The organism is Kosakonia sp. AG348, assembly GCF_003337365.1.
Taxonomy (GTDB): domain Bacteria; phylum Pseudomonadota; class Gammaproteobacteria; order Enterobacterales; family Enterobacteriaceae; genus Kosakonia.
The window spans coordinates 328,451-342,007 of sequence record NZ_QPJR01000003.1 but is presented as its reverse complement, the minus strand read 5'-3'; the positions used below and the strand labels follow the sequence as shown (position 1 = coordinate 342,007).

Below are 13,557 nucleotides of genomic sequence, written 5' to 3'. Positions count from 1 at the left end.
TCGCGAATTCTCTTACTTGAATGCAGGGATATATTTAATGGAAAAAGAAGGGAAACTACGTTTACTGACATCAGGCGAAGTAAGAATGGCCAGAGCTGTATTCGGTGACTCAATCGAATATCACAAAGTCTGGGTACACCATGACAGCTATTTTCCATTCGGCCTTCAGCCCGAAAATGCGGGGATGGCACCGAATGGAGAACTCTACTTCCGCGCATGGTACACAAATGATTTTTCAGTATCTGACCTTCCTCATCGGCACATCTTTATCCATGAAATGTGTCATGTATGGCAACGAGGCAGAGGCATGAACGTGCGATTGAATGGATTAATAAGCAAACTGGTCAGTTATCACTATACGCTTAATGGCCGCCCGTTAAGAAGGTATCCGATGGAACAACAAGCGCAAATAATTACCGACTGGCACATACTACATACTTACGGCTATATCGCGTGGTGCACACTGAGAGAACGGGGCGATATCACACTTGATGGTGATATTTCAGAAAATGTCATTCGTCCTCAATATCAAAAAACGCTACAAAACTTCCCATGGTGCTGATCATGAAAAAAAGGATCCTTTTTATACTCCTGTTCCCTTGTGCGTTGATATTGACAGGCTGTCCCGGTCAAGGAGATAGGCTGCAACCAGATGAAATAACAACAGTACAAAAATCAGGAAATAATATTTGTTTTCTGGTCCCTGATGCGGAGGGGTATCAACCTACCATAGTGACGATTGGTCCACGCGATCAGCCAGCAGAAAAAATGTGGCGTGGTGATAACCCAGCCTTGAAAGTACAAAATGGTCAGCTATGTGTTCCCCCGGCACTTTATACTTTTGTTGAGAATGGCCAGTATGTTGTCCGTTATGTCCTCAAATCCAGCCAGCAAAATAAACCAGTCAGAAGCGTCGTTGCCGCCATTGAAGTATTAAAAACCGGTGTTCGTAACCTTCCCCTTCAAAGCAATGAAGGCGTGAGATCTTATCAATAGCATGATTACAGGGCTCGCCCAATTTTGGTGAGCTCTGAGCTGAACACTTGTATTCCATTCATCAACCTTTCAAGTGTCTTCTTTTATCAATATTAATAATATTTATAGTGAAATCATTTCCACCATAAATGGCTTCGTGTAACGATAGCGCATAATGCCAGCGATTTATTGGAGAGAGTATGAGTACGCCAGCAGAGCAGCTACTGGAGGTTGCATGGTATATGTCGAAGTATGGTCTGGACAATCCACCGCCAGTATTTGGTGTTGATCAATGGAACGAAGCCTACGCTCTTTTCTATCCTCGCTTTGGTGCCGGAAAAACTTCAGAAGAGTTTTATAACAGTCTTAAAAACTGCCGAGACCGCTTTGATTCATGGATGCCAAACCCACGCAGAGGCTGGCGTAATAGTGATGGCACGCCGAAAAAGTTACCTGCCGCTTCACAACGCGTTATGGAGCGAATGAATGCACTAGCAGAGCACATCGCAAAACAACACGTTTTGTCGTTAATTGCAGCGAATCCCTTTGAGCAAGCACAGCAGGATGTACAACATATCTGGAAGGATAAAAATCTCGACGAAACCACACGGGAGCGGTTGGTTGCAGCCCGCCTGGGCCAGGGGGATTTCAGGAAGGAGTGTTTAATACTTTACCCTGTATGCCCGATAACCGGGATCGCTTTTCTGCCCATGTTAAGGGCCAGCCACATAAAACCCTGGTCAGCGTGTAGTACCGGAAAAGAGCGTCTCGATCCTTATAACGGACTCATGCTGGCAGCACATATTGATGTGCTTTTCGACCAGGGTTGGATGTCATTCGAAGACGACGGCCGGCTCTTATTTAGCAAGGAACTGAGCAATGAGGTAATTAAACAACTCCAGCTTCCTTCAAAAATCCCTTCCTTTACAGAACAGTCAAAAATTTATCTCAAATGGCATCGCGAAAATGTACTGAGAGTTGCTGGTAAAAAGAGAGCCAAAAAAGCTGCAGCGCTATCATGAAAATAATGAATGAGATTATCGAGATAACCAGGTTGCCAGTAAGTTATTCCGCCACTGCCTCAAACTCCCCCTGCACCCACTGTTTAAACTGCTGCACATCTTGCCGCTGCGCTTTCTCGCGGCTGGTCACGAAGTAATAATTCCCGCCGGGTAAGTTGCCGGGCAACGCGATGCGCAGCAGCTTCTGCGCCAGCGCATTCTGGATCAGCAACTCGCTGGCGAGCAGCACGCCCTGCCCGGCGATCGCCGCCTGAATCGCGTGCGTCTCATCATCAAAACGAATGCCGGATTGCACCGGTAAATCTGTCGGGCCAAACGCCGCTTGCCAGTGCTGCCAGTCCGGCTCCGGCGTCGGGACATGGCGGTTTTCGATATGAAACAGCGTTAAGCCCACCAGATCTTGCGGGCGCTTGAGCGCCAGTTGCGGGCTGGCGACCAGCACAAAGCGATCGCGATATAACAATGTGTTATCCAGCGTCTCGTCGGCCTGCATACTGTAACGGATCGCGCAGTCTGCCATTGCACCGCGCACATCCACCAGATCGGTGCTGCTGTGCAGACGCAGCTCCAGTTCAGGATGTCGCTGATGCAGCGAAGGAAGGCGCGGCACCAGCCAGTTGGTCAGGAAGTTGGAGGTGGTGCTTAGCGTCAACGCCCCCGGCAGACTGGCACTATCAATGGTATCAACCGCTTCACGCAGCGTGGCAAACATATTCCCTGATGCACGAAACAGGATCTCCCCGGCAGGCGTTAACGTGACGCCGCGCGCCGAACGGTTAAACAAGCGTTGATTCAAAGACGCTTCCAGCACACGGATCTGATGACTGATTGCCGTTGGCGTCACGCCAATCTCTTCAGCTGCCGCTTTAAAACTGGCATGGCGGGCAACGGCATCAAAAGCGCGAATAGCGGAAAGCGGTGGTAAACGACGCGTGCGCATAGCTGAATTTAACTCATCTTTTGCTGAAAAATATGACTTTGCCTGACCTGCCAAGCAAGGCGTAGCCTGTTGTACATCTAGAGTAATCATGAAAATTACTCACCCTTTGCAGATTAACAGGAAAAACCCATGACGCAACTCAACGCACTGGCTGCGCCCACCTCAACACGCTATTTTGCGCTGCTGGCTCCCGTCATCGCCCAGGCGCTGATCGCGCTGGATTACGCCATCGTCTACGTTGCGCTGCCAACGCTGGCGCACGATTTACAGCTCTCGCTTAGCGCGATGCAGTGGGTGGTGTCGCTCTACGGCCTGACCTTCGCCGCACTGCTGTTGCTTGGCGGAAATTTGTGCGATCGCGTTGGCGCTCGGCGCATTTACAGCGCCGGCATGGCGCTGTTTTTACTGGCGTCCGCCCTCGGTGGGCTGGCACACAGTGGCGAACTGTTGCTGATTGCCCGCGCCGGGCAAGGCATCGCCGCCGCGCTGCTGCAACCAGCAGTGCTGGCGCTGATCGGGCAACGCTTTCACGGAGAGCCGCACCGCCGCGCGCTGGCAATCTGGAGTGCGATTGGCGCGCTCGGGCTGGTGGCGGGCGTGGTGCTCGGCGGCGTACTGACAACGCTAAGCTGGCGGGCCATTTTTTTTATCAACCTGCCACCAGGCTTGCTGGCGCTGTGGCGGGTGAAGCGCGATTTTCAACATCTGATCCCGCAAAGTGAAGCGCCACGAACTGGCGTGGGTGCGCTGGTTGGCTGCGCGGCTGCTGGCGCGCTGGTATGGGCGTTAATGCGCTATGGCGAAACGGGCGCGGCAGATTTTTTCGCCAACCGGCTGGCGGCAGCGATGTTGTTGCTGTTTATTTTGCATGAACGCTTTGCCCCGCAACCGCTGTTATCACGCGCCTTGCGCAGCCTGCCTGGCTTGCAAAGTGGCTGGCTGAGCAGCGCCTGTTATATGGCGAGCGTCGGCAGCCAGTTCTATGCCCTGACACTGTTGTGGCAACAGACATTACGACTCGATGCCGTCGCCACCGGGCTGCTGTTCACGCCGCTGGCGCTGCTGATTGTGGCAGGCAACGCGCTCTATACCCGGCTAGCGGCGCATTATGCCAGCGCAAAAGTGCTAATGGCAGGGTTTGCCAGCGCTGCGCTCGGCCTGTGGCTGCTTGCCATGTCGCTGGAAACCCCGCTCTCGCCCGCGTTTATACTCGGCATTGCGCTGAGTGGTATTGGCCACGGGCTGATTTACCCGGCAATGTTTGCCGTGGGGTTAACGGCAGTGCCAGCGCACCAGCAGGGTCGCGCCAGCGCACTGATGATTACCAGCCAGTACATCGCCGGGGCTATGATGCTCGCAGTCATTTCCGTGCTGCTGGGCGCGAAGCCGGATTTAACCGCGTGGTCAACCGTGTTTCATCTGCTGTGTGGCGCAGCAGTGGCAGGAATGATGATCGCACTCTGCGCACGAGAGCACCAATAGCGCGGTTACGACTTATTCCACTTATCGCAAAACGCGTCGATACGTTCATCCTGAAAATCAGCCAGCCGCTCGATGATGGTCTCCAGCGGCCAGTCCCACCAGGCAATTTGCTGCAGCTGATGGCCGATGTGCGGCGCGAAGCGCAAGCGGATCGTTTTTGCCGGGACACCGCCGACGATGGTGTAAGGCGCGACATTTTTACTCACCACCGCACCGGCGGCGATCACCGCGCCATCGCCCACGGTGACGCCAGGCAACACAATGGCCGCGTGGCCTATCCAAACATCATTGCCAATGATGACGCTGTCGCCACGGCGACGCGCAAAAAAGTCGTGATCGCGCGTGGCGCTGGCAGAGTAGTACTCCGGGCAGTAGGTGATGCGATGCTGCGACGGGCGTTCCATCGGATGATTGGGCGCGCCGATACGCACGTTGTTGGCAATCGCCACAAATTTACCGATCTGCGCATCGGCGACGGTGCAGTATTCCCCCAGGTAGGAGAAATCCCCCAGCGTGGCGTACTCCATCAGGCTGTTGGCCAGCACTTCACACTGCTGACCAATTTTGCATTCGCGTATGCGCACGCTGGGGTCTATCCAGGTTTCGGCGAGTTTTACGAGCTTCATCGGTGGTTTCCCTCATGACAGATCGCGCTACTGTATGCCGGTTCTGTGTAGGGAAAATGACGGGGGAGAACCGGGGGCATTTAACGGTGTTGGTGATGTGGTGGTAGTTAAGTGGTGTGAGGAAAGCCGACACAGAATGCCTGTTATAGAATGCCTTTACTGGACATTCCGGACGGAAATACTGGGTTTAGCTCTGTTCAGATATCGTTGAATGTCGTTGGGCCATTTATCCTTCAGAAGCCTGTAACGATGCGGCTGAGAGCCAAAAGACTCAGACCGTTCAAATTAACTGTCTGAGTCTATTTTTTATTTAAACAAGAGGTTAACCATTTTTCTTATATTTATCAGGCAAATACTCAGGCCTTTCAACCATCTTAATCAATTTAACCAGTTCATCCTTGTAAAAAGTCAACTCGTCTTTATCACAACAGCCAGTAATACGAAAAATCTCTTCATCTGAACAATGCCTAAGGATGTGATCGATACATCCTTCATACACCATTAATTCTCCTTCAGAAGCTCTGACATGAAATAACGTAACACTGGCAATGCATTCTTTCTGTAACAAGTCCATCATCTTACCACCTGATGTAATCAGAGAATTTCTGCCTAAACTGCTCTAATTGATCATTTGAGGGATAACTCCATTCTCCCCGATTTACACGGGAATCTGTGTTAGCTTTTGGATTATAGAAAGAAGTAACAACCTCTCCATTTGGCTCAATAATATGGATCTTTCCTCCGTTACCTTTTATAACCCAATGCCCATCATCCTGCACCAGTATATCTGCTTGTCTGGATTTCTGGACATCGTTAATGACGGCTCCTACAGGACGGCCTTCTTTATTTCGGATTGTGACCTGCTCCCCGTTGATTAATACACCGCGATGTTAGTAATGTCTTCATAAGTCACATGAGGACATCCCCATGAAGAAGCGTTTTTCCGACGAACAGATCATCAGTATCCTCCGCGAGGCTGAAGCCGGGGTTTCTGCCCGTGAGCTCTGCCGTAAGCACGCCATTTCCGACGCCACCTTTTACACCTGGCGTAAGAAGTATGGCGGTATGGAGGTGCCCGAGGTGAAGCGCCTGAAGTCGCTTGAGGAAGAGAACGCCAGGCTCAGGAAGCTGCCTGCCGAAGCCATGCTGGATAAGGAGGCGCTTCAGGTGGCTCTGGGGCGAAAGTACTGACGACAGGCCAGAAGCGGGAAGCCGTGGTGTTGATGTGTGATGCGACCGGTCTGTCGCAACGTCGTGCCTGCCGGCTTACAGGTTTGTCCCTGTCGACCTGCCGTTATGAGGCGCAGCGTCCGGCTGCTGACGCGCAACTGTCTCTGCGCATCACAGAGCTTGTACTTGAACGCCACCGATTTGGTTATCGGCGCATCTGGCAGCTATTGCGTCGGGAGGGCCTTCACGTCAACCACAAGCGGGTATACCGTATTTACCACCTTAATGGACTGAGCGTAAAACGCAGACGGCGCCGTAAAGGGCTGGCGACCGGGCGGTTTCCACTTCTGCGCCCGGATGCACCGAACCTGACATGGTCGATGGATTTCGTTATGGACGCACTGGCCAACGGTCGCAGGATCAAATGCCTGACCTGTGTGGATGATTTCACGAAGGAGTGTCTGACGATCAGCGTTGCTTTCGGTATTTCAGGCGTTCAGGTCACGCGTATTCTGGACAGCATCGCGTTGTTTCTGGGGTATCCGACGACAATAAGAACCGATCAGGGCCCGGAATTTACCTGCCGCGCGCTCGATCAATGGGCCTTTGAGCATAGTGTGGAACTACGGCTTATCCAGCCAGGTAAGCCAACACAGAACGGATTTATTGAGAGTTTTAACGGACGTTTTCGCGATGAGTGTCTGAATGAACACTGGTTCAGCGATATTCTTCATGCCCGGAAAACGATTAATGACTGGCGGCAGGATTATAACGAGTGCCGTCCCCATTCATCGCTGGATTACCAGACACCAGCTGAATTCGCAACGGACTGGCGAAACAGGAAATATGAAGAAAAACCAACCGATATTACTAACTGAAGGTTGTATCTAATCCCGGGGGCAGGTCAGCATCACCGTGATTAAGTCGATAGAAGTCGGACGTATTGTAAAAGATGCCTGCCGGGAGGTTGGTAACACTTAGGCCACCTACTGCAACTGGAAATCTAAACGCGATGGAATGGAATCTTCTGATATTAAAAAGATAAAGGATCTTGAAGAGGAGAACCGGGCACTGAAAGACGTTATCGAAAAAAGCGCTAAAACCAGTCTTTAAGCATAAGCTGGTAACGTATCTGATAACAGCATTCGGACTCAGTATTCGTCAGGCCTACCGGAGCCTGAATAAAACCCCGAAGATTATTTTTTGCTTAGTCTATTATTTTTTGCTGCTCTACTTTTTCTATGGTTTCAAGCCTGCGGGCCTATCAGCGTGTGTTAACCAACGCGAGCGGGTTAAGACTCTTATTTTTAATAGCTAAACAGTAACATCAGTAATCGTTACTTCTTTATTAATTCTTCTAATTATAAAATCCTTAGCATCTGGCAAACTATTAATCAGTTTTTCTATTGTACCCTTTGGATATATTTTTTCCTGAATTGTTTTTTCAAAATCAGTTGAATAAAACAAACGTTCGAATCCCCTATCAAATCCCAACCAAAAAACACAACCGTAATCTGATAATTCACTTACATCAAGCCAAAGCACATTTTCCGGGGCTCCGTTTGAAAAATCCAAATCATCCAATGGTATTTCCCCTATATCAATGACACCATCAGCTAATTTATTATTCAAACTATCCTTTAGCGAGGAAATCACAACATATAGATCGGTGACTATTCCCTTCCCAGGAATTAACCGATCATCAATAATAAAATTAAAAAGGCCACTTGGAGAACTCAATTCAATAATATATTCTAATTGAATACCAATTTCCAATGCATTTCCAATAATCATTTTATTTTCCATCCTTCCTGCTTTCTCAAGGCTGCTCTAACGTCATTTGGTAGCTCAAGCTTGTTTTTTATGTTTGCGGTACTACCTGACCAATGGTAACCACCCGTATTATCTGGAGAAAATCTCTGTTTGTAACCATTACTATCTATAGTATGGAGATTATGCGCTATGTGTGAAGCCGACCGCAGCAGCAAAGGCGTCAGGGATGCGGCACTGCTGGCGGTGATCCTTGGCTGCGGCCTGCGCCGATCAGAGGCGGTGGCGCTGAGCTATGAAGATACCCTCCCCGGTGAGCATGCATTAAAAGTGCCTGGCAAAGGTAATAAGGAAAACTGGCCTATGTGCCGGCCGGAGCCTGACAACGATTAATGTTGTAGACCGATCAGATTCGTGGCGAACATCCCGGCCCACTGTTCACAGGCATCCGTCGGCATGACTGTGTCACGAACGACCGTCTCACCGACCTGGCGGTGTAGCATATTCTGCAGATGCGTCAGTAAGAGGCCGATCTCGACAAGTGCGCGCCCCATGATCTCAGAAGAACCTTCGCAACGGCGCTGCTCGATAATGGTGAGGACTTAATTACGGCCAAGGATGCAATGGGTCACGCCAGCGTCACCACCACGCAGAAGTGTGACGGGCGCGGGGAAGATAAACTGCGCAAGGCCAGGGATAAAATTGATTTTGATTGAAAAATTGAATCCTAAGGGCTTGTGGGTATCAAAAATTTTGCGCTGAAATCTGCCATTTGCTTTCCTTGCTGTCACGCCAGGCATGCCATCCAGGCGGCAATCCAGCAAGATCTACAATAGAGGGATCAAGGTCAACGATATTCTTCAAGCTGACCAACATAGCATCATCCTGCGTAACTGGTTCAGGCTGATCCGTATGAAATTGCCAGCCTCCATCATCAAGATCATGTGAAACGTAGGCAATCCAATCACCTTTAAGGATAATTGCCTTGTTCACAATTACGGCTAAATTTGGCGGATCATTAAATTGCCATTTCGCTGCGGTCATTCCCGATACCTCATTTGTTTGATTTTTCTCTATTCTGTTCGCGAGACAGAACCTGCGCGTTACTATAACTGTTCGTACCTAGTGAGACATCCGGATCTCTTATCTGACTTGGCATCCACATTCGGAAGGGATCAAAAGCCCGGAAATCTCAAAAGTGCATGGAACTAAAACAGGTCTATGTACATTACCACCACGCAGAAGTGTGACGGCGCGGGGAAGATAAGCTCCGCAGGGCAAGAGATAAATTTAACTTCCCGGAATAATCCTCGCTTTGGAGTGTGAGAGCCTTTTACAAGGAAGGTATTGTTTTTTAACTAGCTTCTATCCCGTCCGGTGGCGGCGTGTCATTAGCATTTTCCCCACGTCCGAGGAGTACAAGAGCGCCTGCTTCGCCAAGCTTTCTTAGCAGTCTGTGTATTTCTTTTTACTGTTGAGCTGCTTTTTACGTTGAGCTGCTTTTCTCACACTTTCATTATATTGGATGGGGTTGATTTGAGATCTGCAAGGTCCGTTTTGTTGATATGAAACGTGACCTTCTATTTCTGAATGGCGCAGGATTTCGGGGCCGAGTGTTCAAAGCAAACAGTTATCTTAAGGTAAAACTAAGAAACAGTCAGGTCTGAAAATATATAGGCTTGACTCCATGGATAGTTACGCACCATATTTTGAGACGTATCACATAATTGGTATATATTTTTTACTGGATGATATATCGATAGTCTGCTATGCGTCGTTATATATTGATTATTTTGACTATTTTAATAATTGCCGCGCCTGTCTGACGATAAAAATAATTAAACATTTAGCCCGCCAAGGCGATAAGAAATAAGTAATCAAAGCAATTTTTCTAAATTGTATCTGACGCTTCGTTTGAAGTATGTCATGAAAGCAGAATATATAGCCTCATAAATTCGTCCTAACTTTAGATTCTGTAAAAAATTTAGTTTTTCAAAAATGGTGAGGATATGTCATCTATGTCGATAAAAAGCTTGTTAGCCGCAGCATTGCGCCGGAGTCGTTCCCAGCCAGCGAATGGCATTTATGATTGCCGAAATATGCCCAGATCGTTATCGGCGGCAGGCTTAAGTAATAAATCCCGTGGGATCCTGATGACATTTGTTCCGCCTAATGCCGATTATCCAAACGTCAGCCGGGCATGGCAGCAATTATCCTCTCCCGACTTAACCGTAATCACCCTTTCTTCCAGTGGCGCGTTGAGTAGCAGCGGCCGCGAAACGACTTATTGTGACGGCGCGGGGCAACAGGGCAGCTGGCTGTTCTTGCCCGACTCACTGGTTGCACAGCACGAAGTACATATCGTTGATTTACATGTGAAAGATATGCATACCGCTCCGGATCGAATCAAAGCGATTCAGCTAGAGCTCGAAAGGCTGCAGGTGCGTATGCCGCTCTCCTCAGAGAAAACTTTCGCTATGGTTTACTGTGACGGGCTTTCTGCATCAGAAGGCTTTTTGATGCAGGCCTGGTATAACTGCGGTCGTTTCCCCTGCCTTGCTATTGGCGGTTCGGCAGGAGGAAAACTCGCTTTCGATGGTACATGGATAAGCGTGGGCGGTGAGGTGATGCAGGGAAAAGCAGTGATTGTCTTTTGCACCATGTCGAGAGGGAAATCATTCGCTCCTTTCAAAAGCCAGAATTTTAAACCGTGCAATAAAAGCTGGCTGATTGCTCAGGCGGATCCGGTCGCCCGTACCGTCACATCCGTATTTAACGAACAGGGTCAGCAGGTTCATTTTACGAGCGCGCTGGCGGAACATTTACGCTGTAATGAGCAACAATTAACCGAAAAACTTAAAGGGCTCACCTTCGGGGTGAAAGTAGGAGATGAATACTTCATTCGCTCTGTCGCGACCATTGACAGTAACGGTGTGCACTTTTTTTGCGACCTTGAATTTGGTGATCGCCTGCATTTGCTCGAAGAAACTGATTTTAAACAGGCGACACAACAGGACTGGAATCATTTCATTACGGGGCTTGGTAAACCTGCGGCCGTCCTGATGAACGACTGTATTCTGCGTCGTCTGGGCAGTGAGTCCCATCTGCATAACGCTCACTTTTTTAAAGGCTTGCCTGCTGCAGGATTTTCCAGCTTTGGGGAAATTCTTGGGGTGCCAATTAACCAGACGTTATCCGCATTGGTTTTTTTCAACCATGATGTGAAAGCAATGACGAATTTCCCGGTGGAATATGCCAGTTATGCGGGGCATTATGCCCAGCGCGCGCTTCGTCGCTGGGAAGCGTTGAATGATTTCCAGAGTGGGGTAATTTCTCGCGTGGTTGCTTATCAACAGAAACTGGGGCCACTAATGACGGCATTACCGATGCTCGAAGCGGCGACCCAGACGCAGAATGAAACCCTGGGGATGGCAGAAAACAGTATTCGCTCTATCAGCGATATCGCTATCCAAAGCCAGCAGGCACAGAACCGTTTAGTTGAAGGGCTGGACGATCTGGAGAAAATATCTGCAGGTATTAATGAAATTACCAGTGGTATCAGTAACATTGCATTCCAGACTAACTTGCTGGCGCTCAATGCCGCTGTAGAAGCAGCGCGGGCTGGCGATGCCGGGCGTGGTTTTGCCGTTGTTGCAAGCGAGGTGCGGCGGTTGGCACGTTCCTCAAAAGAACAGGCGGATGCCACCGCCGCAAACATTAATCAGGCGGTCACCACGATTTCTCGCATCCGCAACGTGGCGAACAATACCGTGGAAACGGCCAGCAACATGGCACAGCACTCTATTTCCGCAGCTGATACGATTGCGACCATGAGCAGTAAAACCAATGATGAGCGGGAAAGTATCGCTACACATCTAAGCAGCCTGCATGCCCTGACCGCAGGTATGGATGCCATGCAAGAAGCAGTTGCGCAACTGACAGTGTTGCAGAAGCTCTCCACCCGACACGACCATCATTGAAGGTCAAGCTCTGCTGATAAATCAGCAGAGCTTCTCTAATTGATTCATACAGTTACCGCAAAGTTTAACGTCTGGAAAGTGTCACGCGATGCGCCCAGGCTGATCATAATTTTCTCGCTGGGCATGTACCTGGTGGCCTACGGCAGGGTAACCAGGGACTCGCGGAGCACCTGTCCGGTTTGCTGAATATGCTGGCAGACAAAGGCCACGTCAGGAACTAACTTCCTATATGGCAAAAATAATCGACTCTTCTGCGAATCGTTATTTTTATACTGGCAACATCTTCGTTCAGGAGATATTCATTATGGTATATGAGCCTCAGAATTTTATCATTCACTTAAAGGTTCAAGACTAAGAAGATGTTTTTTCGCTTTCTCGAGCAAGAGCAATAATTCATCATATTTAAACTCAAAAATGCTATTACTATTAGGGTAAATGATCATATTTAAAGATTTTTTATCTTCAGCTAATGAAATTTCTCCCCACTGAACTCGATTGAATAATAATTCAGCATAAAGATCATCTCTGTCCAATGAACTACCTACGCTATACTCTAACATATCTAGTCCTCTCGCTTACGCATAGTGATCTCCTTCGTTGGCAGATTGAGTATGCTGGATATTTATAACACCACTGCTTATGGAGAGCGCCCGGACGGCGATCGCATATTTCTGTACCAGAACCAGCCAAACAATCAAACCGGTAACAGGTATTATATGCGTTACCCCGGACGGACCTGGCGTATCAGTACCGTGCTTTGTCATTGCTGAGAGCAGCTGCTGGGGCCAGGTGCCTCGACCGCCAGCTCTATGTAATGGAAATTCAAAAATTGAAGGCCCGAATCGTCCGGACAAAACTATGTAAATTTGACATCACGTTCAGATAATGTAAAAGATCGACCATCAGAGATCACAAACCGATCATTTTCGATATGGGCGAGCAATAGGCCATGTCTATGAGCATCAATTTCGATATCTTTACACCAGCCTTCTATATCGCCATGATAACCTATCGCGTAGAAAGTGAGACCGTCAGGTATAGTGATAGAACAGCCCCGTCCATTTCTGCCCCCGCTCTGAGCATTCCTTGGATAAACAGAGGCAGTGAGATTATCAAACTTTTCCTTAGGTGTGTTGTTCCCAACATCAGAGAAATATACAATTTCTACACCATCAATTTTTACTGTACCGGGAATAACACGCGTAAAACTTCATTCAATCTTGCCCACCAGAATTTTTTCAAGCTCATCTAAAATTTTATTCATGTTTTCGCTCTTTATCTGTTGTTAGTGTTACGACAGATTTAAATTTTTCCTCGCAACTTCGTTGATATTTACGTGTAGTACTTACGAGCTAAGGACAATTTATTTGACATATATCTTCACCTTAAACCTGCATAATCAATTTTATCTGCATTAGTGAAATGCATAGCTTACGCTTTATCACTGGCTTAAATCCTATTTTCAATTGCATATTATAACATAGCTCCTCATTAATTGATTTCTGAAAAACTCTGTTAATAAACACAAATAATCGATACACTTCTGACTCACGATTAATATCGTCTTTAATATTACACCAGTAAAACATGTT

Annotated in this window: 12 protein-coding genes and 3 pseudogenes; 9 read left to right on the top strand and 6 right to left on the bottom strand. The window is 48.4% G+C overall.

Annotation, left to right across the window (positions count from 1 at the left end; translation table 11 throughout):
- The first annotated feature begins 37 nt into the window (after window positions 1-37).
- The 3 genes from DFO56_RS08760 (at window position 38) to DFO56_RS08750 (ending at window position 1,997) form a co-directional block, all read left to right on the top strand.
- The gene (locus DFO56_RS08760) at window positions 38-562 is read left to right on the top strand and encodes a hypothetical protein (protein WP_045510229.1); all 525 of its coding nucleotides are present in this window, start codon (window positions 38-40) and stop codon (window positions 560-562) included.
- Window positions 563-564: 2 nt separating this feature from the next.
- Window positions 565-996 (top strand): putative T6SS immunity periplasmic lipoprotein, encoded by a 432-nt coding sequence (locus DFO56_RS08755; protein ID WP_045510232.1) that lies wholly within the window; start codon window positions 565-567, stop codon window positions 994-996.
- Window positions 997-1,175: 179 nt separating this feature from the next.
- Window positions 1,176-1,997 carry an HNH endonuclease gene (locus DFO56_RS08750; protein ID WP_045510235.1) on the top strand — a complete coding sequence of 274 codons (822 nt, stop codon included), beginning with the start codon at window positions 1,176-1,178 and terminating at the stop codon, window positions 1,995-1,997.
- A 43-nt stretch (window positions 1,998-2,040) separates the two neighbouring features.
- Here the strand turns inward: DFO56_RS08750 and DFO56_RS08745 are convergent, their stop codons facing one another.
- On the bottom strand, window positions 2,041-2,937 hold the full coding sequence (locus DFO56_RS08745) for a LysR substrate-binding domain-containing protein (protein ID WP_045510238.1): 897 nt from the start codon (window positions 2,935-2,937) through the stop codon (window positions 2,041-2,043).
- Window positions 2,938-3,066: 129 nt separating this feature from the next.
- On the opposite strand from DFO56_RS08745, the gene DFO56_RS08740 reads away from it, so the two are divergent.
- Entirely contained in the window at window positions 3,067-4,419 is a 1,353-nt protein-coding gene (locus tag DFO56_RS08740) for an MFS transporter (protein WP_045510240.1), read from the top strand.
- 5 nt (window positions 4,420-4,424) lie between these two features.
- Here the strand turns inward: DFO56_RS08740 and DFO56_RS08735 are convergent, their stop codons facing one another.
- Complete coding sequence (locus tag DFO56_RS08735) at window positions 4,425-5,045, bottom strand: DapH/DapD/GlmU-related protein (RefSeq protein ID WP_045510243.1); 621 nt, start codon at window positions 5,043-5,045, stop codon at window positions 4,425-4,427.
- A gap of 322 nt (window positions 5,046-5,367) precedes the next feature.
- Entirely contained in the window at window positions 5,368-5,622 is a 255-nt protein-coding gene (locus DFO56_RS08730; protein WP_233500392.1) for a hypothetical protein, read from the bottom strand.
- Between the two features lie 350 nt (window positions 5,623-5,972).
- Between DFO56_RS08730 and DFO56_RS08720 the strand changes: the two genes are divergently transcribed.
- Together DFO56_RS08720 and DFO56_RS08715 are read left to right on the top strand one after the other, a co-directional pair.
- Window positions 5,973-7,093, top strand: a protein-coding gene (locus DFO56_RS08720; RefSeq protein WP_114413856.1) for an IS3 family transposase whose coding sequence is annotated in 2 segments (ribosomal slippage) — window positions 5,973-6,231 and window positions 6,231-7,093 — 1,122 coding nt in all. Because the reading frame shifts where the segments join, the coding sequence is not laid out codon by codon here.
- Between the two features lie 31 nt (window positions 7,094-7,124).
- Window positions 7,125-7,398, top strand: a pseudogene (locus DFO56_RS08715) (transposase); the annotation flags it as partial.
- Between the two features lie 131 nt (window positions 7,399-7,529).
- Here DFO56_RS08715 and DFO56_RS08710 read toward each other — a convergent pair.
- Window positions 7,530-8,021 carry an Imm42 family immunity protein gene (locus DFO56_RS08710; RefSeq protein WP_233500391.1) on the bottom strand — a complete coding sequence of 164 codons (492 nt, stop codon included), beginning with the start codon at window positions 8,019-8,021 and terminating at the stop codon, window positions 7,530-7,532.
- Between the two features lie 147 nt (window positions 8,022-8,168).
- Between DFO56_RS08710 and DFO56_RS08705 the strand changes: the two are divergent.
- Window positions 8,169-8,701: pseudogene (locus DFO56_RS08705) on the top strand (tyrosine-type recombinase/integrase); the annotation flags it as partial.
- Window positions 8,702-8,729: 28 nt separating this feature from the next.
- Here the strand turns inward: DFO56_RS08705 and DFO56_RS08700 are convergent.
- Complete coding sequence (locus DFO56_RS08700; protein WP_045513664.1) at window positions 8,730-9,029, bottom strand: hypothetical protein; 300 nt, start codon at window positions 9,027-9,029, stop codon at window positions 8,730-8,732.
- A gap of 974 nt (window positions 9,030-10,003) precedes the next feature.
- On the opposite strand from DFO56_RS08700, the gene DFO56_RS08695 reads away from it, so the two are divergent.
- Window positions 10,004-11,965, top strand: coding sequence for a methyl-accepting chemotaxis protein (locus DFO56_RS08695; protein ID WP_370447801.1), 1,962 nt, complete (start codon window positions 10,004-10,006; stop codon window positions 11,963-11,965).
- Between the two features lie 66 nt (window positions 11,966-12,031).
- A pseudogene (locus DFO56_RS24810) lies at window positions 12,032-12,171 on the top strand (ArsB/NhaD family transporter); the annotation flags it as partial.
- A 123-nt stretch (window positions 12,172-12,294) separates the two neighbouring features.
- Here DFO56_RS24810 and DFO56_RS08690 read toward each other — a convergent pair.
- On the bottom strand, window positions 12,295-12,525 hold the full coding sequence (locus tag DFO56_RS08690) for a hypothetical protein (protein WP_072051667.1): 231 nt from the start codon (window positions 12,523-12,525) through the stop codon (window positions 12,295-12,297).
- Window positions 12,526-13,557: the final 1,032 nt, after the last annotated feature.